Below are 25,250 nucleotides of genomic sequence, written 5' to 3'. Positions count from 1 at the left end.
GTCACGCGGGTCCGGCGGTAGGCTCGGGCCGTTCATCCCATCGACTGAAGGCCAGCCGTGCGTATCGCCAGATTCTCCGTCGACGACGAACCGAAGTACGGGCTTGTCGAGACCGACGACCCCGAGGGCCTCGTCGGCACCGTCGCGGTGCTCGACTCCGACCCGCTCTACCGGCCGGTCAAGCTCACCGGCGAGACCCTGCAGCTGGCCGACGTGCGGCTGCTCGCGCCGGTGATCCCGCGCAGCAAGGTGGTCTGCGTCGGGCGCAACTACGCCGACCACGCCGCCGAGCTGGGCAACGACGTCCCGGCCGAGCCGATGATCTTCCTCAAGCCGAACACGTCGGTGATCGGCCCGCGCGACGGCATCGTCTACCCCGAGCAGACCAACAACCTGCACTTCGAGGGTGAGCTGGCGATCGTGATCGGCCGGATCTGCCGCGACCTGCCGCGCGAGCGGGCCGAGGAAGTGATCTTCGGTTACACGATCGCGAACGACGTGACCGCGCGCGACCTGCAGAAGACCGACGGTCAGTGGGCCCGGGCCAAGGGCTACGACACGTTCTGCCCGCTCGGCCCGTGGATCACCACCGACCTGGACGTCTCCGACGTCCGGATCAGCACGGAGGTGAACGGCGAACCGAAGCAGGACGGGCGGACCTCGCAGTTCATCTTCGACATCCCGGAGGTGCTGGCCTACATCACCTCCTTCACCACGCTGCTGCCCGGCGACGTGGTGCTCACCGGCACCCCCGCGGGTGTCGGCCCGATGCTGCCCGGCGACGAGGTCGCGGTCAGCGTCGAAGGAATCGGAACTCTGACGAACAAGGTGATCGTGCGTGACTGACCAGGCTGCCGCTGCATCCTCCACCGACGACGACGTCCTCGGCGGCCTGGAGCCCAACCAGGTCCGCCTGCGGTTCGCTCCGTCCCCGACCGGTCTGCTGACCGTCGGCAACATCCGCACCGCGCTGTTCGCCTGGGCCTTCGCGCGCCACTACGGCGGCAAGCTGGTACTGCGGATCGAGGACACCGACGCGGCCCGCAACACCCCCGAGGCGCTGCAGTACACGCTGGACTCGCTGCGCTGGCTGGGCATCGACTGGGACGAGGGTCCCGAGGTCGGCGGCGACTTCGGCCCGTACCAGCAGACCCAGCGGATGGACATCTACGCCGACGTCGTCGCCAAGCTACTGGAGGCCGGCAAGGCCTACCACTGCTACTGCTCGCAGGAGGAGCTCGACCAGCGCCGCGAGGCGGCCCGCTCGGCCGGCCAGCACAGCGGGTACGACGGACACTGCCGCACGCTGACCGAGGAGCAGGTCAAGGCCTACGTCGACGAGGGCCGGCGGCCCGTCGTCCGGCTGCGGATGCCGGACCGGCCGATCACCTTCACCGACCTGGTCCGTGGCGAGATCACCTTCCTGCCCGAGAACCTGGGCGACTACGTGCTGGTCCGGGCCAACGGATTCCCGCTGTACCCGCTGGTGAACCCGGTCGACGACGCGCTGATGCAGATCACCCACGTGCTGCGCGGCGAGGACCTGCTGCCCTCGACGCCGCGGCAGATCGCGCTCTACGAGGCGCTGGCCGAGATCGGGGTCGGCAACGGCCGTACGCCGCGGTTCGGGCACCTGCCGTTCGTGATGGGCGAGGGCAACAAGAAGCTGTCCAAGCGCGATCCGGGCGCGGGCCTGGGCGAGTACATGGAGCGCGGCTTCCTGCCCGAGGGGCTGCTGAACTACCTGGCCCTGCTCGGCTGGTCGATCGCCGAGGACCGGGACGTGTTCACGATGGCCGAGATGATCGAGGCCTTCGACATCCGCAAGGTGAACTCGAACGCGGCCCGGTTCGACCCGAAGAAGTGTGAAGCGATCAACGCCTCCCACATGCGGCTGCTCGAGCCGGCCGAGTTCGGCCGCCGCGTGGTGCCGTTCCTGGCCAAGGCGGGCGTGCTGCCGGCCGAGCCGACCGAGGAGCAGCAGCGGTTGCTGACCGCCGCCGTACCGCTGGTGCAGGAGCGGATGAACTCGCTGTCGGAGTCGGTCGACATGCTGGCTTTCCTGTTCGTGCCCGACGAGGCGTTCTCGGTCGACCCCGATTCCGCCGCGAAGGTGCTGACCGGCGACGCGGGCGCCGTACTGGAGGCGGCGGTGAAGGCCCTGTCGGATCTGCCCGACTGGACCACCGAGGCGATCGAGGCCGCGCTGCGTGCGTCGCTGATCGAGGGCCTGGGGCTGAAGCCGAAGAACGCGTTCGGCCCGGTCCGGGTGGCGATCTCCGGCCGGCGGATCTCGCCGCCGCTGTTCGAGTCGCTCGAGCTGCTCGGCCGGGACCGGTCGCTGCACCGGCTCGAGCAGGCGCGCACCCTGCTGCCGGCGGAGTGAGCTGATGCCGTACGACGCGACGCCGCGTCCCGGGTCCACGGTGGATCCCCGGGACGCGGGGCCGCAGCCGTACCACCGGCTGCTGCGCAACCCGGCCACGGCCGGCTGGACCGTCGCGCTCGGCGCGTTCGCGATCCTGGCCGGCTGGATGTTCCTCAGCCTGGTGATCCAGCTGATCTCGTTCGGCATCCGCAAGGATCCCGAGGGCACCATCTCCTGGTTCGGGCTGCTGACCACGAACCTGACGCTGATCGTGCTGATCCCGCTGGCGATGGTCGTCGCGGCCCGGCTGAACCACCAGACGCCCGGTCTGCTGTCGTCGGTGGTCGGCCGGATCCGCTGGCGGCCGATGCTGTGGTTCGGGCTGGCCGCCGTGGTGGTCGAACTGCTGATGCTCGGCGTGATCAAGGTCGGCGGCGTCCAGTTGCTCGACGGTGGCGACGGCGCGGCCGCTGACGCGGCGGGCGTGATCGCTGTGGTGCTGCTCACCTCGTCGCTGCAGGCGGCGGGGGAGGAGTACTTCTTCCGCGGCTACCTGCTGCAGGCGGTCGGATCGTTCGTCCGCAGCTCGGTGGTCGCCGTGGTGGTCACCACTGTGCTGTTCACGATGGCGCACGGGGTGTGGCCGTGGGAGAGCCCGGCGTTGTTCCTGGACCGCTTCGCCTTCGGGCTGGTGGCCGGGTTCCTGGCGGTGCGCACCGGCGGGCTGGAGGCGTCGATCGCGGCGCACGCGGCGAACAACGTGGTGACGTTCATCTACGCCGCTCTGACCAACAGCGTGAGCGCCAGCCTGAACGCCTCGGACGCGGGCTGGGGACTGGTGGCGGTGGACGTGTCCAAGTTCGTCCTGTTCGGCGCCGTGGCGGTGCTGCTCGCTCGCAAGCAGGATCTGGCGACCACCTGCGACCTTCCGCTGGTCCAGGCGCCGGTGGTGGGCGGGCCGGGCCGGAGACTGGTGTGACGGGAGTGACACCTGGTCTCGCGGGGACTCGTTTTGGTGTCTGGGCCCGGACTTCGGTATGCTCTCTGAGCCAGGTCGTGAGGGCGGAAACAACCTCACGAAACCGGTGAAATGCCTTTGGGGTATGGGGTAATTGGCAGCCCGTCTGATTCTGGTTCAGTTAGTCTAGGTTCGAGTCCTAGTACCCCAGCGAGCGATTGGACCCGGCCGATGAAAATCGGTAGAGTCCTTCCTCGTTGCCAGGTCCGCAAGGACCGCGCAACAACCCTCTGGCCCCGTTGTGTAGCGGCCTAGCACGCCGCCCTCTCAAGGCGGTAGCGCGGGTTCGAATCCCGTCGGGGCTACCAGAGAAACGAAGGCCCGGACCTCACGGTCCGGGCCTTCGTCGTTTCTCCGGATCAGTCCGCGATCACGGCCTTCAGCACGTCGACCTTGGCGGCCGAGCGGGCCGGACCGACGGCCGCGAGCACACCGGCCACGGCGGCGAGCAGGACGGCCACGGCCACCTGCAGGCCTGGGATCGCGATCGACTTGATGCCCTGGTCCGCGAGCGCCTGGGACAGCGCCAGCCCCAGCCCGATCCCGAGCACAGCTCCGGCCAGTGCACCGATCAGCGAGATCACCACGGCCTCCCAGCGGACCATCGCCCGGACCTGGGCCCGCGTCATCCCGACCGCTCGCAGCAGTCCCAGCTCGCGGGTCCGCTCGTGGACCGACAGCACCAGCGTGTTGACGATGCCCAGCAGCGCGATCACGACCGCGAGCAGCAGCATCACGGTGACGAAGGTGAGCAGGCTGTTGATGAACCCGCTGGCGTCCTCCTCGAAGCCCTCGCGGTCGAGCACCTTCGCGTCCGGGTGGTCGGCCAACGCGGCGGCGATGTTCCGCTGCACAGTCGCCGGATCGGCGCCCGGAGCGACCTTGACCAGCCCGGAGGTGGTCAGCTGCTGTCCGGCAGCGGCCGTCTGGGTGGCGATGCTGATGATGAAGTCGTCGCCGATCCAGCCCTTGGTGGTGTAGACGCCGACCACGCGCAGATCGCGCTTTCCGGTCGCGGCGAACTCGCTGTGCACGATGTCGCCGACCTTCCAGCCGTGCTTGGTGGCAGCGGACTGCGACACCACGACCCCATCGGTTCCCAGTGCGGAGACCGAGCCTGACGACAGTCCGAGGTTGAGCCCGTCCTTCGCGGTGGCCGGGTCGACCGCCGAGTAGCTGGAGTCGCCGCCGTCGAAGCGGGCCTGTCCCCAGCCCGACGCGGTCACCAGGCCGACGCCGGGAACCGCCTGGACCGTGCTGATCACCTCGGGGCTGAATCCCGGCGCCTGGGCGCTGGAGGACCTGAGGAACAGGTCGGCGTTCACCGATTCGCCGATCACGTCGCCGAACGACGCCTTCAGCGAGGAGGCGAAGACACCCATGCCGACCACCAGCGTCAGTCCGACCATCAGCGCGGCGGCCGTCGACGACGTCCGGCGCGGGTTGCGCATCGCGTTCTGCCGGGCCAGTTCGCCGGGCATGCCGCGCAGTCGCAGTGGTACACCGATCGCCGCGGCGAGCGGGCGAGTGGCGACCGGGAGCATCATCAGCACCCCGGCGATCACGGCCAGCAGGCTCGGGCCGAACAGCATCATGCTCAGGTCGCCGTACAGGGTGGTCACGATCCCGGCCACGCCGAAAGCTGTCACGACCGAGCCACCGACGATGCGCTTGCGCGAAGGATTGCCGGCGCCGGGGACCGCGTCCCGCAGCGCTTCGACCGGCAGCACCTTCGTGGCCCGGTACGCCGGGAGCAGCGCGGCCACGACCGTGACCACCGTGCCGACCAGCAAGGACACCACGATCGTGCGCGGCTCGACCTGCAAGGACGTGCTCGGCAGGCTGAATCCGACCGCTCCCATCAGCAAATCGAGACCCTTCGCGACCAGTACGCCGAGGCCGACGCCGACGGCCGAAGCGAGCACGCCGAGCAGCAGGGCCTCCAGGATCAGGCTCCGGTTCACCTGGCGCCGGGTGGCGCCGATGGCCCGCAGCAGCGCGATCTCCCGGGTTCGCTGGGTGATCGTCATCGTGAACGTGTTCCAGATGATGAACGAGCCGACGAACAGCGCGATGCCGGCGAAGACCATGAACAGGATGCCGACGAACTTCAGGTCCTCGTTCACCGCGTCCGTGGACTCCCGCACCACGGTGGCGCCGGTGACGGCTTCCGCGCCGGCGGGCAGTACCGCGTTGAGCCGCTCGACCAGCCCGGCCGGGTCGACGCCAGGGGCGGCGCTGACGTTGATCGCGTCGAACCGGCCGGGTGCCCCGAGCAACTTCTGCGCGGTCGCGGAGTCGAAGTAGGCGCCCGTCGTACCGCCGAGGTTCTTCTCGCCACCGAAGCCGAGCGTGCCGACCACGGTGAACTCCTGGGTCGGGCCGTTGAACAGCACCTTGATGGTGGAGCCGAGCGCGATGTCGTTGTCCTCGGCGCTGGTCGCGTCGATCGCGACCTGACCAGGTCCGGCCGGCGCGGTGCCGCTGAGCAATTGGACGTCGCCGCGTAGGGCCGGGTCGGACGGCAGGCTGTAGCCCAGGGTGGGAGCGCCGCCGTTGGTGAGAACGGCCTTGCCGTTGTTGTCGGTCAGCAGCGCGTAGCCACTGACAGCGCCTTCGGCGGTGCGGACGCCGTCGGCCTTGCGAACCTGGTCGAGCACGGTGGCCGGGATCGGGCCGCGGCTGGTGCCGATGCCGTCGGACTGGCTGTAGGAGGCCTCGGCGCGGACGACCGCGTCGGTGCCGGCGGTGACCTTGCCGAACAGCTGACCGAAGGCCAGGTGCATGGTGTCGGTCAGGATCAGGGTGCCGGCCAGGAACGCGACTCCGAGCGCGATCGAGGCAACGGTCAGGGCGAGTCGCACCTTGTGTGCGAGCATGCCGCGCAGGGTTGCGGTGAACATGGGCTCAGGCTCCTAGGTGCTTCATGAAATCGAGGACGGCGGCAGCGGTCGGGTCGGCCATCTCGTCGACGACGTGGCCGTCGGCCAGGAACAGCACCCGGTCGGCGTACGCGGCGGCGTTGGGGTCGTGGGTGACCATCACGACGGTCTGGCCGAGCTCGTCGACCGCCGTCCGCAGGAAGGTCAGCAGTTCGGTGCCCGCGGCCGAGTCGAGGGCGCCGGTGGGCTCGTCGGCGAAGACGATCTGGGGGCGCGAGGCGAGTGCGCGGGCGGCGGCCACCCGTTGCTGCTGCCCACCGGACAGCTGGGTCGGCCGGTGGCCGAGGCGCTCGGTCAGACCGAGCCGGTCGACGATCGACGCCACCCAGGCCTCGTCCGGCGTGCGCCCGGCGATCCGGATCGGCAGCACGATGTTCTCCGCGGCGGTCATCGTCGGGAGCAGGTTGAACGACTGGAAGACGAACCCGATCCGGTCCCGGCGCAGCAGCGTCAGCGCGTTGTCCCCGAGCGCGCTGATCTGCGTGTCGCCGAGGTAGACCTCGCCCGCGCTGGGCCGGTCGAGTCCGGCGAGCAGGTGCAGCAGGGTCGACTTGCCTGAGCCCGACGGGCCCATGATCGCGGTGAAGCGACCGGCGTCCAGGCTGACGTGGACGTCCTTGAGTGCGGCGATCGTGGCGTCGCCGGTGCCGTAGAACTTGCTGACGCCCTCGGCCCGGGCCGCTGACGTGGTGGCACCGGTGATGCCGCCGGTGGTGCTGGTGGTGGCAGACATGTGATTGCTCCTGTGACTGGTTGCGGCCCCCCGGTCGAGTGGCGTGTTCCCAGCAAAGGCTTTTCCGGGGCCCGGTCCCATCGGGTTGAGCGCAGTACGCCGGGGGCTGGCCGTGCGGGATCGGCGGGTGATCGTGCGGCTGACCCCACCCCGAGGGGTTCGGCCACTCCCCTTCGGGCGCGGCGGGGCGCAGACTGCGGAGGTGAGGATGTGGGGGCGTCGACGGCGGACCGGCCGTGAACAACTCGCTGCTCTGGTGGTGTCCGCCGGGCTCGTGGTGTTCGTGGTGCTGGTGTACGTCGTGATCGTGCTCGGCGGCGGGGTGCTGATCGGCCACACGTCCTCGCCGCACCTCGGACTGTCGGTGGTCGCGACCGCGGTGGTGGCACTGGGCTTCGAGCCGGTGCGTTCGCGCCTGGTGGAGGCCGTGGCGCGACTGATCCACGGTGGCGTGCGATCGCCGTACGACATGTTGAGCCGGTTCTCTTCCACCGTGGACGACGGTGGCAGCACCGAGGACTTGACGACCCGGATGGCCGAGGTGCTGGCGGTCGGGACCGGTGCGAGGGCGGCTCAGGTCTGGTTGCTGGTCGACGAGCGACTGCAGCTGGCTGCTACTTGGCCGCCGGCTGCTGAGGTGCCGGATCTGCCCGGGCGTCGGGAGCTGGCCGTACGCCAAGGCGGCGAACTGCTCGGACTGCTGGTTGTTCAGGAGAGCGTGCCGCTGACTCCGGTGGAGGAGCGGCTGTTCGCCGGGCTGGCCAGTCAAGCCGGTCTGGTCCTGCGGGGCGCCAGGCTACGCGCCGAACTCGTGCACCGGGTGGCGGAGCTGTCCGCGTTGGCGCAGGAGCTCCGGCTGTCGCGCGAGCGGTTGGTCGACGTACAGGATGCGGAGCGGCGACGGTTGGAGCGGGACATTCACGACGGGGCGCAGCAGCATCTGGTGGCGCTCGCGGTGAACCTCAGCCTCGCGCACACACTGGCAGGGCGATCACCTGACCGCGCCGACCGTCTGGTCGCGTTGCAGAGCGCGGCGGCGGCGACCACCATCGCGACGATCGCCGAGCTGTCCCGCGGGATCTACCCGAGCCTGCTCGTCGACGAAGGCCTTGGGGCGGCATTGGCCACGGCGATCTCGCGCAGTCCGTTGCCGGTCGAATTCGTCGGCGCCGGCATCGGCCGGTACGCCGCGAGTGTCGAGGCCGCGGCCTACTTCTGCGCGCTGGAAGCCCTGCAGAACTCGGCGAAGCACTCGTCGGCCGCTGCGATCCGCCTCGAACTGCGTGGCGGTGCGGACGCGCTGGAAGTGGTTGTCAGCGACGACGGCGTGGGGTTCGACCCGCTCGCGACGCGGACCGGCGCCGGCCTGGTCAACCTGCGGGACCGGGTCGAGTCGGCCGGCGGCACGCTGACCATCGAGACCGGGCCGGCGCGGGGGACCGTTGTCGCGGCACGCCTGCCCGGGATGCGTTTGCCCGACCGGTCGGGTGGCTGACGTGCACGCCAGGGTCGCTTGGTTGCTCGCGGCGCTGACCGTCGTCCTGTCGGCCGCGGACGTGTGGGTCACGTCGGCGTACCGGCCGCTGCTGTCGGAGGAAACCGTCACGGTGCACGGGTTCCCGTTCGTCACCGCCGCGGTGGTCGGGTGCGCGACGATGGGCGCGCTGATCGTGGCCCGTTATCGCAGACATCCGATCGGCTGGCTGCTCTGCCTGATCGGTGTGCTGTCGTCGTTCTCGTTGCTGGCGGAGGCCTACAGCATCTGGGTCGTCACCGCCGACGGACCGGGCACACGAGCGCTGGGCGGGATCGCCGGCTGGCTGTCGGTCCTGGTCGGTGGACAGCTCGCTCTCGGGGCTCTGGCCATCCTCTTCCTGCTCGCACCGGACGGCCACTTGCTGTCCCGCCGCTGGGGCGTTGCGGCTGTCGCGACGCTGACCGGGCTCGCCTGTTACACCGCTGGGCTGCTCACTGTGTCGCCGACCGGCTTCGACCTCGAGACCAGAACGCCGAACGACCTGGGCAGCCGGCTGCTCCAGCTCGGGATCCTGCTGATCGCCGGTGGTCTGGTCGCGGCGACCGTCTCGATGTTCGTCCGGTTGCGTCGCAGCCAGGGCGAGCAGCGGCAGCAACTGCGCCTGATCGCCGCGGCCGTGCTGCTCGTTGCCGGCGGTTTCGTCCTGCTGCTCGTCGTCGAACTGATCAACGGTGGCAAGCAGACCTGGATCGCCAGTTTGCCGCTGTACATCGCCTATCCCTGCCTACCGCTGCTCTTCGCCGTGGCGGTACTGCGATACCGGCTCTACCACCTCGAGCTGATCCTGAACCGGGCCGTCGTCCTTGCCCTCGGCACCGGCTTCGCCGCGCTCGGCTACACCGGCCTGGTGCTGGCCGTCGCGGCACTGGTCAACACCCGGACGAGCGGATTCTGGGTCTCACTGGCCGCGATTTCGCTGGTCGCCCTCGCCTTCCAGCCGCTGCGGCGGCGCGTCGTCAGGTTCGCGAACCGGCTCGCGTACGGCGAGAAGGCGCAGCCGTACGAGGCGCTGTCGGACTTCAGCGGCCGGCTGGCTGAGACCCCGACGCCGGGCGCGTTACTGCCGGCCGTCGCAGCAGCCGCCGCGCAGGCGGTGTCCGCCCGGTCGTCGACTGTCGTGCTGCGGGTCGCGGGCGCCGAGCCGATCGTCGAGCGGTGGCCCGACGGCGTGGTCACCGCGGTGGAGTACGACGTACCGGTGCGGCACGAAGGTGAACTGCTCGGCAGCATCGGGGTCACGATGCCCAAGGGACGCAAGCTGCGCGCGGCCGATCAGCGGCTCCTGCATGACCTGGCCGATCAGACGGCGCTGGCGTTTCGCAACGCGGCGATGGAGTCGGAGCTGGCGGCGCACGTGGCGGTGCTGGACCGGACCACTGTCGCGCTTGCCGAGTCACGGCGCCGGATCGTCGCGGCCGACGACTTCGCCCGCTGTCAGCTCGAAGCGGCGATCGTCCGTGACGTGCTGTCGCACTTGGAGTCGATGCCGGCCCAGCTCGACACGCTGAGCGTGGTGGCATCGGGTCCCGCCGCGACGGACCAGCTCGTTCGGTTGGTCGGCCGGACGAACGCGGCACTCGAGGCGCTGCGCGAGCTGACCCGAGGCGTGTTCCCGACCCAGCTGATCCGATCCGGACTCGCCCGCACGCTCGGGTCGCACCTGTCCAGAAGCGGTCCGGCGATCACCTTGGCCGTCGAACCGTCGGCCGACCGCCGTTTCCCGGCCCGCGTCGAGGCCGCGATCTACTTCTGCTGTGTCGAGGCCGTGCGGGCCCGCTCGACCGCGGCCCGGATCGACCTGGGGGTGGTGGGAACGGACATGGTGCTGCGGGTCGGGGGAATCAGCCGCGACGACATCGACGTACAGGCGATTCTCGATCGGGTCGAGGCGGCGGGTGGATCGCTGGCGCCGGTCGAGCCGCGGGTGCTGTCGCTCAGCATTCCGGTGGAGGACGCCGCGCCGGTAGCGGTGTGAGGGTCGCCGCCCAGGCGGCGGCGAGCCGGTCGGGACCGAACGACGCCTTGGGCAGGTAGGAACTGGCCCCGCAGCCGGTGAGGTCGAACTGATCGGCCTCGTACGTCGACAGCAGGACGACGACCGGAGGCGAATCGCCGAGGGTGATCCGGCGGCTGGCCTCGATCCCGTCGATGCCGGGCAGGTTCACGTCCATCAACACCAGGTCGGGCCGCAGGCGCGCGACCGCGAGCAGCGACTCCTCGCCCGAACCGGCGGACGCCACCACGACGAAGCCGTCGGTCTCGGCGACGACCTCGGCGATCGCCCGGCGGAAGGGCTCCTGATCGTCGACCACGAGAACACGCACATCGGCCACTGCTTCACCTCCTGTCGTCAGCGTGACGCAGTGACGGGTCGACCGGGGAGTGTGCTGCCCGCTCGGTGTGGTGCGGTTGTCCCCACCTTCACCCGGGGCTACGCGGTCAGCGAGCGGGTGGTTTGCCGGTGGCTTCGAGAAAGGCCAGCACGGCCATCACGCGTCGGTTGACGTCGGACTCGTCGGACAACCCGAGCTTCTGGAACACCGACCCGACGTGTTTCTCCACTGCCCGCTCGCTCATGAACAGCGCCTTCGACGTCGCCGTGTTGCTGCGCCCGGCGGCCATCTCCTGCAGGACCTCGAGCTCGCGCGGGGTGAGCTGCAGCAGCGGCGACCGAGCGTCCTGGGTCTTGCGGGCGAGCAGTCCTTCCACGACCCGGGGATCGAGCACCGAGCCGCCGCGGGTCACGTCGTACAGGGCGCGGACGAGTTCGTCGAGCTGGCTGACCCGTTCCTTGAGCAGGTAGCCGAGTCCGGCGACGCCTTCGGACAACAGGTCGAAGGCGTACTCCTCCTCGACGTACTGCGAGAGCACGACGACGCCGATGGACGGGTGCGCCGCGCGGATCTGCTTGGCCGCGTCGATGCCCTCGGTGGTGAACGTGGGCGGCATCCGGATGTCGGTGAGCACGGCGTCCGGCTGGTGCTCGGCCACGGCCTTCAGCAGGTTGACCGGGTCGCCGACCGTCGCGACGAGCTCGACCTGATCGGACTCGCCGAGCAGGGCGGAGATGCCTTCGCGCACGAGAAAGTTGTCCTCCGCGAACACCACCCGCAACGCCACTGTCTCACTCTAGGCGCGACGTCCACCCCACTGTCTTGTTCGGGGACCAGCAGTTTCCGGGCAAGCAAAAGGCCCGCCACTGGGTGTGTGGCGGGCCGGTTGCTCAGCGGGGTCACTCCGAGGCGCGGCGCAGGGCTTCGGAGAGGCGTTCGGCGGCGGCCATCACGGCGGGGGCGTGCATGCGGCCGGGCTGGCGGGACAGGCGCTCGATCGGGCCGGAGACCGAGACGGCGGCGATCACCTTGCCGGAGGGGGAGCGGACCGGGGCGGAGACCGAGGCGACGCCCTGTTCGCGCTCGCCGACGGAGTGCGCCCAGCCACGCCGCCGTACGCCGGCCAGGGCGGCGGCGTTGAAGGTCGCGTTGTGGAGGCCGCGGTGCATGCGCTCCGGGTCCTCCCAGGCCAGCAGTATTTGCGCGGCCGACCCGGCGGCCATCGTCAGCTGGCTGCCGACCGGGACGGTGTCGCGGAGGCCGGACGGGCGCTCGGCGGCGGCGACACACACTCTGTACTCACCTTGGCGGCGGAAGAGCTGTGCCGACTCACCGGTGATGTCACGCAGCCGGGCCAGGACGGGACCGGCGGTCGCCAGCAGGCGGTCCTCGCCGGCGGCGGAGGCGAGCTCGCTCAGGCGCGGGCCGAGCACGAAGCGGCCCTGCATGTCACGCCCCACCAGGCGGTGGTGCTCGAGCGCGACGGCCAGCCGGTGCGCCGTCGGCCGGGCCAGCCCTGTCGCCGCCACCAGTCCGGCCAGGGTCGCCGGCCCGGACTCGAGGGCGGACAGAACGAGAGCTGCTTTGTCGAGAACGCCGACTCCGCTAGAGTTGTCCATGGGACGATATTGCCGTCTCGAATCGTGGAACGCAAGTCGCTTGTGCGGCCCAGTTCGGCGCACTGTGAGCGAGAGCGCACCTCAGTACACCACCCGAAGGAGAAGTCTGATGGGCAGGACGTTGTCGGAAAAGGTCTGGGACGCACATGTCGTGCGTCACGCCGATGGGGAACCCGACCTCCTCTACATCGACCTCCACCTGGTCCACGAGGTGACCAGCCCGCAGGCCTTCGACGGGCTCCGGCTGGCCGGCCGCTCGGTCCGCCGCCCGGACCTGACCATCGCGACCGAGGACCACAACGTCCCGACGTTCGACGTGGACAAGCCGATCGCCGACCCGGTGTCGCGCACCCAGGTCGAGACGCTGCGCCGCAACGCCGAGGAGTTCGGCATCCGGATCCACACCCTGGGCGACCCCGACCAGGGCGTCGTCCACGTGATCGGCCCGCAGCTCGGCCTGACCCAGCCCGGCATGACCGTGGTCTGCGGTGACAGCCACACCTCGACGCACGGCGCGTTCGGCGCGATCGCCTTCGGCATCGGGACCAGCGAGGTCGAGCACGTGCTCGCCACCCAGACCCTGATGCAGGCCCGGCCCAAGACGATGGCGGTCACCGTCGACGGCGTACTGCCCGACGGCGTCACCGCCAAGGACCTGGTGCTCGCGCTGATCGCGCAGGTCGGCACCGGCGGCGGCCAGGGCTACATCGTGGAGTACCGCGGCGAGGCGATCCGCGCGCTCTCGATGGAAGCGCGCATGACGATCTGCAACATGTCGATCGAGTGGGGCGCCAAGGCCGGCATGATCGCGCCGGACGAGACCACCTTCGCGTACCTGAAGGACAAGCCGCACGCCCCGCAGGGTGCGGACTGGGAAGCCGCGGTCGAGTACTGGAAGAGCCTGGCCACCGACGAGGACGCGAGCTTCGACCGCGAGGTCGTGCTGCGGGCCGAGGACATCGCGCCGTTCGTCACCTGGGGCACCAACCCGGGTCAGGGGCTGCCGCTGTCGGCCAACGTGCCGTCGCCGGACGACTTCGAGTCCGAGACCGACCGGATCGCGGCCGAGCGGGCGCTGGAGTACATGGGCCTGACCGCCGGTACGCCGCTGCGCGAGATCAAGGTCGACACGGTCTTCCTGGGCTCGTGCACCAACGGGCGGATCGAGGACCTGCGCGCGGCCGCCGGCGTACTGGCCGGGCGGAAGGTTGCCGACGGCACCCGGATGCTCGTCGTACCGGGGTCCGGGCGGGTGCGGCTGCAGGCCGAGGCCGAAGGACTCGACGTCATCTTCAAGGACGCCGGCGCCGAATGGCGTGGCGCGGGCTGCTCGATGTGCCTCGGCATGAACCCCGACCAGCTGGCGCCGGGCGAGCGCAGCGCGTCGACGTCGAACCGCAACTTCGAAGGCCGGCAGGGCAAGGGTGGGCGCACGCACCTGGTGTCGCCGCTCGTCGCCGCGGCCACCGCCGTCACCGGAACCCTGGCCGCGCCGGCTGACTTGCCGCCGGTTGAGGTCGCCGTACCCGAGAACGTCTGAGGACAAAGGAATCATGGACGCCTTCACCCAGCACATCGGCACCGCGGCCCCGCTGCGCCGCAGCAACGTCGACACCGACCAGATCATCCCCGCGGTCTACCTGAAGCGGGTCACCCGGACCGGCTTCGAGGACGGGCTGTTCGCGGCCTGGCGCAACGACCCGGCCTTCGTCCTCAACCAGCCCGAGTACGACGGGGTGTCGGTGCTCGTCGCCGGCCCCGACTTCGGCACCGGCTCCTCCCGCGAGCACGCGGTGTGGGCGCTGATGGACTACGGGTTCCGTGTCGTCATCTCGTCGCGGTTCGGCGACATCTTCCGGGGCAACTCGGGCAAGGCGGGGTTGCTCGCGGCGCTCGTCACCGAGGACGTGGTCGAGCAGCTGTGGACCACGATCGAGAACGACCCGGGTACGAAGGTGACGGTCGACCTCGAGGCGAAGACGATCTCGGCCGGGTCGCTGTCGGCGCCGTTCGAGATCGACGACTACACGCGCTACCGGCTGCTGAACGGGCTGGACGACGTGGGCATCACGCTGTCGCACGCGGACGACATCGAGGCGTACGAGGCGACGCGGCCGGCGTTCAAGCCGGCTACTTTGCCTGCCAAGGCTTAGTTCTTCTTTCCCCCACGCGCGCTCCTTCGCTCGCTGGCGCTCGCTGCGGGGTGTGCTCCCGCCCACCCGGTTTTTGGGGGTGCGCGTGCTGGCGCCCGCTTCGGGCGCGCTGGCGCGCTTCGTTTGGAGGCGTGGGGGAGTTGCGATGGTTTGTGAGCCGGTGGATCGCCTGAGAGGGTGATCCACCGGTTCGTGCGTTCGGGGGACGATCCTCACGCGCGCTCCTACGCTCCCTGGCGCTCGCTGCGGGGCGTGCTCCCGCCCACCCGGTTTTGTGGGTGCGCGTGCTGGCGCTCGCTTCGGGTGCGCGTTGGCGCGCTGAACGCGTGCTGGCGCGCGCTTCGTTTGAAGGCGTGGTGGGCAGGGGGAGTCGGTGGATCACTTGCGGACTGCTCGGGTGGTCCGCCGCGAGTTCTGTTGCCCGCCCAGTGAGAGCCGGCAGTTCCAGTTGCTGAGGTCAACGTTTCAGTGCGACCTCGGACACCATGGCTCGATAGCGTCAACTCCAGCACGCCAGCCCATCAGATGCGCGCCAGCCCTACCGGGCGCGCCGGCGCCACCAAGCGCGCGCCAGCTTCGAGCGCGGCAGCGCGCACTTCATTCGAGCGCGGCAGCGCGCACTGCAAACGGGCGACAGCACGCACACGGCGCGGTAGCGCCGCACTCGAAGCGGGCGACAGCACGCGTACCGAGCGCGCCAGCGCGCAGAACCCAGGGTGGGCGGGAGCAGGCGCCGCAGCGAGCGCCAGCGAGCGTAGGCGCCCGCGTGGGATGTAAACCTGCGCGTAACGGATCGCACATCTTCGGCGATAACTCTGGTGTTACCCTTGCGGAGTTGTCCTGACCAGGTGACGAGATCGAGGAGGTGAGGCGCTGATGACCAGTGACCCCTCCAGACATACCGATCTCGCTCGGCCTCGAGGCAACTAACTTCCTCTTCCAGGTCAGCACCCCGGCGCGAGTTCGTGCGGGGTGTGCTGTGGTGCGTGGCTGCGGCCGCGGGGGTCGGGCAGACGTCGTGCCTGTACGAATTCCGTCTGCATCTCCTGGAGGACTCATGTCCGACCTGCGCCTGCGCACCCTTCGTGCCTTCGGCCGTACGCCGTCGCTGCGTGCCGCCGCCCGCCGGTACGCCGGTGGGCTCGCGGCGACTCCGCCCGACGCGATCGAGCCGGTCGTCGACCACCCGGTGCACACCAAGCCCAAAGGGCACAGTGTTGTCGACAGTGCCATCTATTGCGACGGGCGCCGGGTCGCGTCGCCGGAGTCCTTGGCCGACACCTATCAGGTGCTGCACGAAGCGCCGCGCAGCTTGGCGTGGATCGGGTTGTACCGGCCGGACCGGCGGGAGCTGATGTCGCTGGCGCAGGAGTTCGACCTGCACGAGCTGGCGATCGAGGACGCGATCCAGGCCCATCAGCGGCCGAAGCTGGAGCGGTACGGCGACACGTTGTTCGTCGTACTGAAGGCCGCGCGGTACCGGGACGCGACCGAGGAGGTCGAGTTCGGCGAGGTGCACGTGTTCGTGGGACCGGACTTCGTGGTGACGGTCCGGCACGCCGAAGCGCCGAACCTGGCCGCGGTACGGCGTCGCGTCGAACGTGACCCGGACCTGTTGCGGCAAGGGACCGAAGCGGTGCTCTACGCGATCATGGACAAGGTCGTCGACGGGTACGCGCCGGTGGTCGCGGGGCTGGAGAACGACATCGACGAGATCGAGACCGAGGTGTTCCGCGGCGACCCGAAGGTGTCGCGGCGCATCTACGAGCTGTCCCGTGAGGTGATCGAGTTCCAGCGCGCGACCCGGCCGCTGATCGGGATGCTGGACTCGTTGCGGGCCGGTTTCGACAAGTACGGCGTGGACCAGGAGCTGCAGCGTTCCTTGCGCGACGTCGCCGACCACGTCACCCAGGTGGTCGAGCGGGTGGACGGCTTCCGTGAACTGCTGCGCGACATCCTGACCGTGAACGCGACCCTGGTGGCCCAGCAGCAGAACGAGGAGATGAAGTCCCTCACCGTGGCCAGCAACGCGCAGAACGAAGAGGTGAAGCGGATCTCCGCGTGGGCGGCGATCCTGTTCGCGCCGACCCTGATCGGGACCGTGTACGGGATGAACTTCGACGTGATGCCGGAGCTGCACTGGCGGTGGGGCTACCCGTTCGCGATCGGCTTGATGGCGTTGGTCTGTGGCAGTCTGCACCAGGTCTTCAAGCGCCGCGGCTGGCTCTGAACCACCTGGGTGGTTTCCGTCGCGGGCACTGGAGCTGTACAGACCCGAGAATCTGGAGGCAAAAGATGTGGTTGCTCCTGCGCCGTCGGCTGATCATGTGGGCAGTGCTGGCGCTCGCGGTCCCGCTGGTGGACTGGCTGCTGGGCAAGGTGAGCCAGACCCTGCGGGCCCGTAAAGGCGACAGCGCGGTGACGCGAGGTCTCGACACCGCCCGGTCGGGGCTGCGATCGTTGCGCGGAAAGGGTCGATGAGGACCCCGTACGACGCTGTGGCGGGGGTCACCGTTGGTCGCCGGATCGTTGCTCAGAAGGGAATCCGAGGGCCCCGGAAGGGCGATTCGGGGCCAAAACAGGGGCAAATCGCCCAAAACAAGGCCGAATTGCCGCGTTGGTGTTTGTGAACGGCCTGTTGAGTCCATAACGTTCACGTGAGATCGAGCGCTGTGCTCGACGCCTACGTTCACGGAGGGAAGCAGTGAACAAGAGCCAGTTGGTCGAAGCGCTCGCAGTGCACTTCGACGGAAATCGCCGTTCGGCCCAGCACGCCCTGGAGTCGGTGATCGACACCGTCCAGCGCGAGCTGACCAAGAAGGGCGGCAAGGTCGCCATCACCGGGTTCGGTGCCTTCGAGGCCATCGAGCGCGGTGCCCGCATGGTCCGCAACCCGCGGACCGGCGAGACCAAGCGTGCCAAGAAGACCGTGGTTCCGAAGTTCCGTGCGGGTGCGGAGCTGAAGGCCGTTGTCTCCGGTGCCAAGAAGCTGCCGAAGCTGGTGACGCCGAAGCCGGCCGCGACCGCCACCAAGGCGGCCGCTCCGGCCAAGAAGGCCACGACGGCCAAGAAGGCCACGTCGGCCAAGGCCGCCGCGACCAAGACCGCCGCCAAGAAGGCGCCGGCCAAGGCCGCTGCCACCAAGACGGTCGCCAAGAAGGCTCCGGCGAAGAAGGCTCCGGCCAAGACCGTGGCGAAGAAGGCCCCGGTCAAGAAGGCCACCGTGGCCAAGAAGGCGCCGGCCAAGAAGGCCCCCGCCAAGAAGGCGCCGGCCAAGAAGGCTTCGGCTCGCTGACCTTCGGCACTGCGGCACCGCTGTATCAGCGAAGGCCGGTCTCCCCACTCCAGGGGCGACCGGCCTTCGCCGTGTTCGGGCCCACGCGGCGACCGGCCGGGCGGTGCCGGGCCGGGAGAAGGTGTCTTCGGCAACCTCCGGCTGCGCCCCGGCCGGGCATGCCCTAGCGTGGCACCATGCAGGCGACCGTGAGCCGTTACGACGAGGCGTCCAGGTCCGGTGCGGTGCTGACCGACACCGGCGTCGAGCTGCCGTTCAGCGCCGACGAGCTGGCCGGTACGCCGGTGCGCTTCCTGCGCGTGGGGCAGCGGGTCCGGATCGAGACCAGCGGATCAGGTCACGGGATCGCGATCACCGCGGTCCACTTCATCACCCTGCACTGACGAGGACCGGCGGAACTCGCCGACCGGCCGAGCTGTCGGACTAGCAGGCCAGCCCGTCGGAGCCGGCCACGGCGCCGAAGACGATCGCCAGCACCTCGGCGGTTCGCGGACCGACACCCAGCTGGACGGCGTCCGCGAGATCCGCGGCGGTGTCGACGTCACGCCGTACCGAAGGAATCGGCAGCACCAGAGGGATGGCGCTCGACGCTTGGTGGGCCAACGCGGAACCGACGCCGAAGCGGGGATCGAGGGCGATGCCGGGGCGGGCGGCGAGCAGCGTCGTCCCGGTGCCGGGCTGGTCGATGACGAACGAGCGATCGGCGACGCACGCGGCGAGGGCGGCGGTCAGTTCGTCGGTGCGCAACGCGGGCAGGTCGGCGGACAGCGCGGCAACTCCCGCGCCGGGGAACTCGGCGGCGGCGACGGCTGCACCGTACGCGAGCGCCTGGTTGAGAGCGCCCACCGGTTGGTCGGGGACGAGGTGCGCCGACGCCGCCGGCACGTCTGGTGTACCCGCCGCGGGCAGGTCCGGTACGACGCGGGCGCCCGCCGCGGCGACGTCCGCGGCGACCTGCGGATCGTCGGTGACGACCAGCACGGCACGGACCAGCGGTGAGGCCAGCGCGGCGGAGATGGTGTCGGCCGCGAAGGCACGCGCCAGCTCCGGACGGTGCTGAGGGTAGGCCGCAGCGAGCCGGCTCTTCGCGATCGCCGTACGCTTCACCGGGACCACCAGGATCCAGGCAGCGACCTGTACGTCTTCCATCAGGCAGGATTCTCCCATGACGCACGGCCGCGACGACCAGCAGGAGGCACAGTGAACAGCCCGGCACACGACCCTCGCCCACCGCGGGGGTTCTGGTTCGGTCTGGTGGTGGCGCTGGTCAAGCCGTTCATGCTGGTGTTCACCAAGCCGGACTTCCAGGGCCGTGAGAACATGCCGCGGACCGGCGGCGTGGTGTTCGTGACCAACCACATCTCGCACTTCGACCCGTTCGTGCTCGGCTTCTACATCTGGGAGTGCCGGCGGATTCCGCGGCTGCTCGGCAAGGCGTCGCTGTTCAAACTGCCGATCGCCGGGAAGATCATCAGCGCGGCCGGGCAGATCCCGGTCTACCGCGAGTCGGCGCAGGCCGCCGACGCGTTCCGGGACGCGGTCGCCGCGGTGGAGCGGGGCGAGTGCGTCGGGGTCTATCCCGAGGGCACGATCACCCGCGACCCCGAGCTGTGGCCGATGACCGGCAAGACCGGCGCGGCGCGGATCGCGCTGATGACCGGCTGCCCGGTGATCCCGATCGCGAACTGGGGTGCGCAGGAGGTGTTCCACTCCTACCGCAGCAAGTTCCGGATCGGGCTGCTGCCGCGCAAGACGATGAAGGTCAAGGCCGGTCCGCCGGTCGACCTGGACGCGTTCCGTGGCCGGCCGATCACCACCGAGCTGTTGCACGAGGCAACCGACGTGATCATGCGGGCGGTCGCTGACGGGCTGGGGGAATTGCGCGGCCAGACGCCGCCGAAGGAACTCTTCGACCTGCGCAAGGCCAAGGCCGAGGACGAGCGACGCGCCAACGAGGAGAACGCATGACCAAAGTAGCGGTGTTCGGTGCGGGCTCCTGGGGTACGGCGTTCGCCACGGTGCTGGCCAACGCGGGGAACCAGGTGTCGGTGTGGGGACGGCGGGAGTCGCTGTGCGAGGCGATCAACACCCGGCACGAGAACCCGGACTACCTGCCCGGGCTGCGGCTGCCCGACGCGATCACCGCGACGCACGATCCGGCCGCCGCGGCCGACGGTGCCGAGGCGATCGTGCTGGCGGTGCCGAGCCAGTCGTTGCGGGACAACCTGCGCGACTGGGCCGGCGTCCTGCCGTCGGCGGTGCCGCTGGTCAGTCTGATGAAGGGCGTCGAGATCGGTACGACGAAGCGGATGTCGGAGGTGATCGCCGAGCTCACCGGCGCCGGCCCTGAGCGGATCGCCGTCGTCTCCGGCCCGAACCTGGCCCGCGAGATCGCCGAGGGGCAACCTGCCGCGGCGGTGGTCGCCTGCGCCGACGAGGGCACCGCGACCCGGCTGCAGAAGCTCTGCCACTCGCCGACGTTCCGCCCGTACACGAACATCGATGTGGTCGGCTGCGAACTCGGTGGTGCGACCAAGAACGTGATCGCGCTGGCGGTCGGCATGGCGATCGGTCTCGGCTTCGGCGACAACGCGCGGGCGTCGGTGATCACCCGCGGGCTGGTCGAGACGGCCCGGCTGGGTACGGCGCTGGGCGCGGACGAGCACACGTTCTCCGGCCTCGCCGGGCTGGGTGATCTGGTCGCGACCTGCTCGTCGCCGCTGTCGCGCAACCGGACGTTCGGCGAGAAGCTCGGTCAGGGCATGACGGTGGCGGAGATCGCCGGCGGCACCCGGCAGGTCGCCGAGGGCGTGATGTCGTGCTCGTCGATCACCGAACTCGCCCACCACCACGACGTCGAGATGCCGATCGCGGAACACGTCACGAAGGTGGTGGCCGGCGAGATGACGCCGAAGGACATGCTGTTCAGCCTGATCTCGCGGTCGGCCAAGTCGGAGCGCTGGGGATGATCCCGGCCCCCTTCGCGCGATCCACGATCGAGCGCGAGGGGGAGGCGGGCGCGACCTGGCTGGCCGGGCTTCCGGCGATCGTCGACGACCTCTTGCTCCGGTGGGGCTGTGTGCCCGACGGTCCGCCGGCGCACGGCCACGTCGGTCTGGTGCTCCCGGTCCGAGGTGCTGCTGGTCCCGCGGCGCTCAAAGTGTCGTTCCCGCATCGGACCAGCGCGCACGAAGCGGCGGCGCTGGCGACGTGGGGCGGCCGAGGCGCGGTGCTGCTGTACGAGCGAGACGACGAGCAGTGCGCGATCTTGCTCGAGCGGGCTCGGCCGTCGCGACTGGTGGACCTCGACGACGGTGACGAGATCGCCATGGTGGCGGGACGGCTCTGCCACCGCTTGTCGGTCCCCGCGCCGCCGGGCTTGCCGCGGCTGGCCGACCTGGCCGGCAGTTGGGCGGACCACCTTCGCGCTGGTGCCCGGGAGTTTCCCTGAGCGCTGCCGGCCTCGGTCCTGGATGCGGCGCTGGCGTTCGTGGACGAATTGGGACAGCGCCAGCCGGATCTTCTGGTGCACGGGGACCTTCATCCTCGCAACATCCTGCGTGGCGACCGCGAACCGTGGCTGGCGGTCGATCCGACGGGCTGGGTGGGCGATCCGGCCTACGACGCAGCCACGTTGTTCAAGCCCCGCGCGTATGCGCTGCGCGGCCGTGGCGATCTGCTGGATGCGCTTCGTCGCGAACTGGACGTGTTCGCCGAGGCCGCGGAGCTCGATCGTGAGCGGGTACGGCGCTGGGTTCAGCTGCAGCTGGTGCAGGCGGCGTACTGGGGGCGGAGGACTGGATTCTCGGTGGCTCGTGGTGGGGCGGAGTTGAAGCGGCTCGTCGCTTTCGTGGACGAGCTGGCCGTCAGTTGGCGATGAGCGTGTGCTGGAGCACCAGCGCCGCGGCGCCGTGGAGCGCGGCGTCGGGACCCGTGCGGGAGGCGACGACCCGCAGCTCAGTGGTGGCCAGGGGCAACGACCGGGCGTAGATCGCCTCTCGGATCCCGGCGAGCAGACTGTCCCCGGCCAGCGAGAGCGAGCCGCCGACGACGATGACCGACGGATTGAGCAGACTCACGCAGGTCGCCAGGACCGAGCCGATCTCCCTTCCTGCCTGGCGCACCGCTTGAGTCGCGACCGGGTTGCCGGAGCGGACCAGTTCGACGACGTCGCGGCTCGACACCGCAGGGATACCGGACGACGCCAGCCGCGCGGCGATCGCCGTACCGGAGGCGACGGCTTCCAGGCAGCCTTGATTGCCGCAGCGGCACGGCGTGGTGTGGCCGGGCGTTTGGACGTGGCCGATGTCGCCGGCCGCGCCCTGGGCGCCACGATGCAGCCGGCCACCGCTGATCACGCCCGCGCCGATGCCGGTGGCAACCTTCACGAACAGCAGGTGCTCGACGTCGGCGTACGCCGTGCTGTGTTCGCCGAGCGCCATGATGTTCACGTCGTTGTCGACCAGGACCGGGCCGGGCAGGTCGGCGGCCAGCCGGCCGACGACGTCGTAGGAGTCCCAGCCGGGCATGATCGGCGGGTGGTTCGGGCGGCCGGTGCGGTGCTCGACCGGGCCGGGCAGGCCGACGCCGGTGCCGGCCAGGTCGGCGGGGGAGCGGCCGGCCGTCGCCAGCAGTTCGCGACCGGTGTCGACGATCGCGCCGAGCACCACCTCAGGGCCCTCGGCGATGTTGAGCCGCAGCGTGCTGCTGCCGATCAGCGTTCCGGTCAGATCGGTCAGCGCGACCGAGAGATGCGTCGCGCCGACATCGGCAGCAAGCACCAGCCGCGCCGCCGGGTTGAAGCGGAACCGCGCCGGCGGACGACCACCCGTCGACGCCGCCTCACCGGACGGTACGACGAGGCCGCTGGCCAGCAGCGCCTCGATCCTGCCGGTCACCGTCGACCGGGCGAGACCACTCAGGTCGATCAGTTCGGCGCGGGTGCGCGGTTGTCCGTCGAGCAGCAACCGCAGCAGCGGACCTGCCTCGGCGGCGGTGGTGCTGAGATCGGTCATCGGCGAACTTTCGTCGGACGGTCGGCGGACTTTTGCTTGACAGGATTCAAAAGTGTCACATAGCGTCCCGAGCGTGTCCACAGACAAGCTCAAGGTCGGAATCATCGGTGGCGGCTTCATGGGCCGGGTGCACGGCCGGTCGGCGCTGGTCGGTGGCGCGCGGATCGTCGGCGCGATCGGTTCGAGCCCAGAGCGCGCGGACGCCGCGGCCGAGGCCACCGGTGCGGAGCGGGGCTTCGCGACGCTCGACGACCTGCTGGCCGCGGACCTCGACCTCGTGCACGTCTGTACGCCGAACAGCACGCATCTCCCGGTGACCTTGAAAGCGCTCGAAGCCGGCAAGCACGTCATCTGCGAGAAGCCGCTCGCGACGAATGCGCAGGACGCCGCCGGACTGCTCGCGGCCGCGCAGGAGGCCGGTCTGGTCGCCACCGTCCCGTTCGTCTACCGCTACCACCCGATGGTCCGCGAACTGCGGACCCGGATCGCCGCCGGCGACGCGGGCATGATCACCAGCCTGCACGGCAGCTACCTGCAGGACTGGCTGGCCGGGGCCGACGACGACAACTGGCGGGTGGACGACGCGGCCGGTGGGCCGTCGCGGACCTTCGCCGACATCGGCTCGCACTGGTGCGACCTGACCGAGTTCGTCACCGGCGACCGGATCGCCGCCGTCAGCGCGCAGACCCGGACCGTGCGGTCCCAGCGCGGCGGCGTCGACGTACGGACCGAGGACCTGGCGACGGCCCAGTTCCGGACCGAGGCCGGCGTAGTTGGCACGGTCGTGGTCAGCCAGGTGGCGGCCGGTCGCAAGAACCGGCTCTACCTGGAGGTCTCCGGCACCGAGTCGAGCTTCGGCTTCGACCAGGAGGACCCGGACCGCCTCTGGGTCGGCCACCGCGCTGCCAGCCAGCTGCTCACCCGCGACCCCGACACGTTGAGCCCGCCGGCGGCCCGGGTGAACCGGCTGCCCGCCGGTCACGCCCAGGGCTACCAGGACGCGTTCGACTCGTTCGTCGCGGACACCTACGCGGCCGTGCTCGGCGGCGACCGTCCGGACGGACTTCCGGACTTCGCCGCCGGCGCACGGTCTGCCCGCTTGGTCGACGCCGTCCTGCGGTCGGCCGCCGCCGACTCCGCCTGGGTGGACGTCGAGGCCTGAGCACGACGTACGCCGTACCGGATCATCCCTATTGAAGACAACACTGTCAGCTTGAGGAGCACCGCGGATGCCACGCCCGATCACCCTGTTCACCGGCCAGTGGGCCGACCTGCCGTTCGAAGAGGTCTGCGAGTTCGCCTCGTCGGCGGGCTACGACGGCGTCGAGATCGCCTGCTCCGGTGACCACTTCGACGTCCAGCAGGCGATCGACGACCCGAACTACGTCCAGACCCGCAAGGACATCCTGGACAAGTACAACCTGAAGGTCTGGGCGATCTCGAACCACCTGGTCGGCCAGGCGGTCTGCGACGACCCGATCGACTTCCGGCACCAGGCGATCGTGCCGGGCCGGGTCTGGGGCGACGGGGACGCCGAGGGCGTACGGCAGCGCGCGGCCGAGGACCTGAAGAACACCGCGCGGGCGGCCGCGAAGCTCGGCGTCGACACGGTGATCGGCTTCACCGGCTCGTCGATCTGGCAGTACGTCGCGATGTTCCCGCCGGTCCCGGCCGAGCGGATCGACGCCGGCTACCAGGACTTCGCCGACCGGTGGAACCCGATCCTCGACGTGTTCGACGCCGAGGGCGTGCGGTTCGCGCACGAGGTGCACCCGTCGGAGATCGCGTACGACTACTGGACCACCACGCTGGCCCTGGAGGCGATCGGGCACCGCGAGGCGTTCGGCCTGAACTGGGACCCCAGCCACATGGTCTGGCAGGACATCGACCCGGTCGCGTTCCTGTGGGACTTCAAGGACCGGATCTACCACGTCGACTGCAAGGACACCCGGATGCGGGTCGGTGGCGGGCGCAACGGCCGGCTCGGCTCGCACCTGCCGTGGGGCGACCCGCGGCGCGGCTGGGACTTCTACTCCACCGGTCACGGCGACGTGAACTGGGAGGACTGCTTCCGGGTGCTCAACTCGATCGGCTACACCGGCCCGATCTCGGTCGAGTGGGAGGACGCCGGCATGGAGCGCAAGGTCGGTGCCGCCGAGGCGGTCAACGTCATTCGCAACCTGGCCTTCGACAAGCCGGAAGCCGCCTTCGACGCGGCGTTCGCGACGGACAAGTAG

22 protein-coding genes, 2 tRNA genes and 1 pseudogene are annotated in these 25,250 nt (G+C 70.1%); 18 read left to right on the top strand and 7 right to left on the bottom strand.

Annotated features, from left to right (window positions below):
- The first annotated feature begins 57 nt into the window (after window positions 1–57).
- The 5 genes from ACQPXM_RS28410 to ACQPXM_RS28390 all read left to right on the top strand — a co-directional run bounded on the left by ACQPXM_RS28410 (window position 58) and on the right by ACQPXM_RS28390 (window position 3,694).
- A complete protein-coding gene (locus ACQPXM_RS28410) occupies window positions 58–846 on the top strand; it encodes a fumarylacetoacetate hydrolase family protein (protein ID WP_432938953.1) in 789 nt (262 codons plus the stop codon).
- The gene (gene gltX, locus ACQPXM_RS28405; protein ID WP_432938951.1) at window positions 839–2,386 is read left to right on the top strand and encodes a glutamate--tRNA ligase; all 1,548 of its coding nucleotides are present in this window, start codon (window positions 839–841) and stop codon (window positions 2,384–2,386) included. Before ACQPXM_RS28410 ends, gltX begins: the two co-directional genes overlap by 8 nt.
- Before the next feature lie 4 nt (window positions 2,387–2,390).
- Entirely contained in the window at window positions 2,391–3,347 is a 957-nt protein-coding gene (locus ACQPXM_RS28400) for a lysostaphin resistance A-like protein (protein WP_432938948.1), read from the top strand.
- A 118-nt stretch (window positions 3,348–3,465) separates the two neighbouring features.
- A tRNA-Gln gene (locus ACQPXM_RS28395) sits at window positions 3,466–3,537 on the top strand.
- A gap of 81 nt (window positions 3,538–3,618) precedes the next feature.
- Window positions 3,619–3,694, top strand: a tRNA-Glu gene (locus ACQPXM_RS28390).
- Window positions 3,695–3,745: 51 nt separating this feature from the next.
- On the opposite strand, the gene ACQPXM_RS28385 is transcribed toward ACQPXM_RS28390, so the two are convergent.
- Both ACQPXM_RS28385 and ACQPXM_RS28380 read right to left on the bottom strand, forming a co-directional pair.
- A complete protein-coding gene (locus ACQPXM_RS28385; protein ID WP_432938945.1) occupies window positions 3,746–6,289 on the bottom strand; it encodes an ABC transporter permease in 2,544 nt (847 codons plus the stop codon).
- A gap of 4 nt (window positions 6,290–6,293) precedes the next feature.
- On the bottom strand, window positions 6,294–7,061 hold the full coding sequence (locus ACQPXM_RS28380) for an ABC transporter ATP-binding protein (protein ID WP_432938942.1): 768 nt from the start codon (window positions 7,059–7,061) through the stop codon (window positions 6,294–6,296).
- A 208-nt stretch (window positions 7,062–7,269) separates the two neighbouring features.
- Between ACQPXM_RS28380 and ACQPXM_RS28375 the strand changes: the two genes are divergently transcribed.
- Together ACQPXM_RS28375 and ACQPXM_RS28370 are read left to right on the top strand one after the other, a co-directional pair.
- Window positions 7,270–8,556 carry a sensor histidine kinase gene (locus ACQPXM_RS28375; protein WP_432951103.1) on the top strand — a complete coding sequence of 429 codons (1,287 nt, stop codon included), beginning with the start codon at window positions 7,270–7,272 and terminating at the stop codon, window positions 8,554–8,556.
- 1 nt (window position 8,557) lies between these two features.
- Window positions 8,558–10,573 (top strand): hypothetical protein, encoded by a 2,016-nt coding sequence (locus ACQPXM_RS28370; protein WP_432938939.1) that lies wholly within the window; start codon window positions 8,558–8,560, stop codon window positions 10,571–10,573.
- Here ACQPXM_RS28370 and ACQPXM_RS28365 read toward each other — a convergent pair.
- From ACQPXM_RS28365 to ACQPXM_RS28355, 3 genes are all read right to left on the bottom strand, one after another.
- A complete protein-coding gene (locus ACQPXM_RS28365) occupies window positions 10,533–10,931 on the bottom strand; it encodes a response regulator (RefSeq protein WP_432938936.1) in 399 nt (132 codons plus the stop codon). The genes ACQPXM_RS28370 and ACQPXM_RS28365 overlap by 41 nt on opposite strands.
- A gap of 106 nt (window positions 10,932–11,037) precedes the next feature.
- Window positions 11,038–11,718, bottom strand: coding sequence for a response regulator transcription factor (locus ACQPXM_RS28360; protein WP_432938933.1), 681 nt, complete (start codon window positions 11,716–11,718; stop codon window positions 11,038–11,040).
- Window positions 11,719–11,830: 112 nt separating this feature from the next.
- Window positions 11,831–12,550, bottom strand: coding sequence for an IclR family transcriptional regulator (locus tag ACQPXM_RS28355; RefSeq protein ID WP_012922430.1), 720 nt, complete (start codon window positions 12,548–12,550; stop codon window positions 11,831–11,833).
- A gap of 109 nt (window positions 12,551–12,659) precedes the next feature.
- Between ACQPXM_RS28355 and leuC the strand changes: the two genes are divergently transcribed.
- From leuC to ACQPXM_RS28325, 6 genes are all read left to right on the top strand, one after another.
- Window positions 12,660–14,090, top strand: coding sequence for a 3-isopropylmalate dehydratase large subunit (gene leuC / locus ACQPXM_RS28350; protein WP_432938928.1), 1,431 nt, complete (start codon window positions 12,660–12,662; stop codon window positions 14,088–14,090).
- 13 nt (window positions 14,091–14,103) lie between these two features.
- Entirely contained in the window at window positions 14,104–14,703 is a 600-nt protein-coding gene (gene leuD, locus ACQPXM_RS28345; RefSeq protein ID WP_432938926.1) for a 3-isopropylmalate dehydratase small subunit, read from the top strand.
- 1,057 nt (window positions 14,704–15,760) lie between these two features.
- On the top strand, window positions 15,761–16,933 hold the full coding sequence (gene corA, locus ACQPXM_RS28340; RefSeq protein ID WP_432938924.1) for a magnesium/cobalt transporter CorA: 1,173 nt from the start codon (window positions 15,761–15,763) through the stop codon (window positions 16,931–16,933).
- A gap of 65 nt (window positions 16,934–16,998) precedes the next feature.
- Window positions 16,999–17,184: a hypothetical protein gene (locus ACQPXM_RS28335; protein WP_432938921.1), complete on the top strand. Its 186-nt coding sequence runs from the start codon at window positions 16,999–17,001 to the stop codon at window positions 17,182–17,184.
- A 223-nt stretch (window positions 17,185–17,407) separates the two neighbouring features.
- On the top strand, window positions 17,408–17,998 hold the full coding sequence (locus ACQPXM_RS28330) for an HU family DNA-binding protein (RefSeq protein ID WP_432938919.1): 591 nt from the start codon (window positions 17,408–17,410) through the stop codon (window positions 17,996–17,998).
- A 176-nt stretch (window positions 17,999–18,174) separates the two neighbouring features.
- Window positions 18,175–18,381, top strand: a complete 207-nt coding sequence (locus ACQPXM_RS28325; RefSeq protein WP_432938917.1) for a hypothetical protein — start codon at window positions 18,175–18,177, stop codon at window positions 18,379–18,381.
- Between the two features lie 40 nt (window positions 18,382–18,421).
- Here ACQPXM_RS28325 and cofC read toward each other — a convergent pair whose 3' ends face one another.
- On the bottom strand, window positions 18,422–19,147 hold the full coding sequence (gene cofC / locus ACQPXM_RS28320; protein WP_432938914.1) for a 2-phospho-L-lactate guanylyltransferase: 726 nt from the start codon (window positions 19,145–19,147) through the stop codon (window positions 18,422–18,424).
- A gap of 51 nt (window positions 19,148–19,198) precedes the next feature.
- Between cofC and ACQPXM_RS28315 the strand changes: the two genes are divergently transcribed.
- The 3 genes and pseudogenes from ACQPXM_RS28315 (at window position 19,199) to ACQPXM_RS28305 (ending at window position 21,878) form a co-directional block, all read left to right on the top strand.
- Entirely contained in the window at window positions 19,199–19,966 is a 768-nt protein-coding gene (locus ACQPXM_RS28315; RefSeq protein ID WP_432938912.1) for a lysophospholipid acyltransferase family protein, read from the top strand.
- Entirely contained in the window at window positions 19,963–20,967 is a 1,005-nt protein-coding gene (locus ACQPXM_RS28310) for an NAD(P)H-dependent glycerol-3-phosphate dehydrogenase (RefSeq protein WP_432938910.1), read from the top strand. Before ACQPXM_RS28315 ends, ACQPXM_RS28310 begins: the two co-directional genes overlap by 4 nt.
- Window positions 20,964–21,878 (top strand): annotated as a pseudogene (locus ACQPXM_RS28305) (aminoglycoside phosphotransferase family protein). Before ACQPXM_RS28310 ends, ACQPXM_RS28305 begins: the two are co-directional and overlap by 4 nt.
- Here ACQPXM_RS28305 and ACQPXM_RS28300 read toward each other — a convergent pair.
- On the bottom strand, window positions 21,865–23,013 hold the full coding sequence (locus tag ACQPXM_RS28300) for an ROK family protein (RefSeq protein WP_432938908.1): 1,149 nt from the start codon (window positions 23,011–23,013) through the stop codon (window positions 21,865–21,867). The pseudogene ACQPXM_RS28305 and the gene ACQPXM_RS28300 overlap by 14 nt on opposite strands.
- A 73-nt stretch (window positions 23,014–23,086) precedes the next feature.
- Here ACQPXM_RS28300 and ACQPXM_RS28295 point away from each other — a divergent pair, with 73 nt between their 5' ends.
- Together ACQPXM_RS28295 and ACQPXM_RS28290 are read left to right on the top strand one after the other, a co-directional pair.
- Window positions 23,087–24,175 (top strand): Gfo/Idh/MocA family protein, encoded by a 1,089-nt coding sequence (locus ACQPXM_RS28295; protein ID WP_432938905.1) that lies wholly within the window; start codon window positions 23,087–23,089, stop codon window positions 24,173–24,175.
- A gap of 67 nt (window positions 24,176–24,242) precedes the next feature.
- A complete protein-coding gene (locus ACQPXM_RS28290; RefSeq protein ID WP_077012824.1) occupies window positions 24,243–25,250 on the top strand; it encodes a sugar phosphate isomerase/epimerase family protein in 1,008 nt (335 codons plus the stop codon).

The sequence above is a fragment of the Kribbella sp. CA-253562 genome (assembly GCF_050942265.1).
Lineage (GTDB): Bacteria > Actinomycetota > Actinomycetes > Propionibacteriales > Kribbellaceae > Kribbella.
Note: the sequence above shows the minus strand (reverse complement) of the source record. Positions and strands in the feature narration are given on the sequence as shown.

Excerpts from the sequence above, each read along its gene's own strand:
- corA (WP_432938924.1), top strand. The coding sequence starts at position 15,761 with ATGTCCGACCTGCGCCTGCGCACCCTTCGTGCCTTCGGCCGTACGCCG.
- ACQPXM_RS28385 (WP_432938945.1), bottom strand. The coding sequence starts at position 6,289 with ATGTTCACCGCAACCCTGCGCGGCATGCTCGCACACAAGGTGCGACTC.
- ACQPXM_RS28355 (WP_012922430.1), bottom strand. The coding sequence starts at position 12,550 with ATGGACAACTCTAGCGGAGTCGGCGTTCTCGACAAAGCAGCTCTCGTT.
- leuD (WP_432938926.1), top strand. The coding sequence starts at position 14,104 with ATGGACGCCTTCACCCAGCACATCGGCACCGCGGCCCCGCTGCGCCGC.
- ACQPXM_RS28325 (WP_432938917.1), top strand. The coding sequence starts at position 18,175 with ATGCAGGCGACCGTGAGCCGTTACGACGAGGCGTCCAGGTCCGGTGCG.
- ACQPXM_RS28300 (WP_432938908.1), bottom strand. The coding sequence starts at position 23,013 with ATGACCGATCTCAGCACCACCGCCGCCGAGGCAGGTCCGCTGCTGCGG.
- leuC (WP_432938928.1), top strand. The coding sequence starts at position 12,660 with ATGGGCAGGACGTTGTCGGAAAAGGTCTGGGACGCACATGTCGTGCGT.
- ACQPXM_RS28400 (WP_432938948.1), top strand. The coding sequence starts at position 2,391 with ATGCCGTACGACGCGACGCCGCGTCCCGGGTCCACGGTGGATCCCCGG.
- ACQPXM_RS28310 (WP_432938910.1), top strand. The coding sequence starts at position 19,963 with ATGACCAAAGTAGCGGTGTTCGGTGCGGGCTCCTGGGGTACGGCGTTC.
- ACQPXM_RS28375 (WP_432951103.1), top strand. The coding sequence starts at position 7,270 with ATGTGGGGGCGTCGACGGCGGACCGGCCGTGAACAACTCGCTGCTCTG.
- ACQPXM_RS28335 (WP_432938921.1), top strand. The coding sequence starts at position 16,999 with ATGTGGTTGCTCCTGCGCCGTCGGCTGATCATGTGGGCAGTGCTGGCG.
- cofC (WP_432938914.1), bottom strand. The coding sequence starts at position 19,147 with ATGGAAGACGTACAGGTCGCTGCCTGGATCCTGGTGGTCCCGGTGAAG.
- ACQPXM_RS28380 (WP_432938942.1), bottom strand. The coding sequence starts at position 7,061 with ATGTCTGCCACCACCAGCACCACCGGCGGCATCACCGGTGCCACCACG.
- ACQPXM_RS28290 (WP_077012824.1), top strand. The coding sequence starts at position 24,243 with ATGCCACGCCCGATCACCCTGTTCACCGGCCAGTGGGCCGACCTGCCG.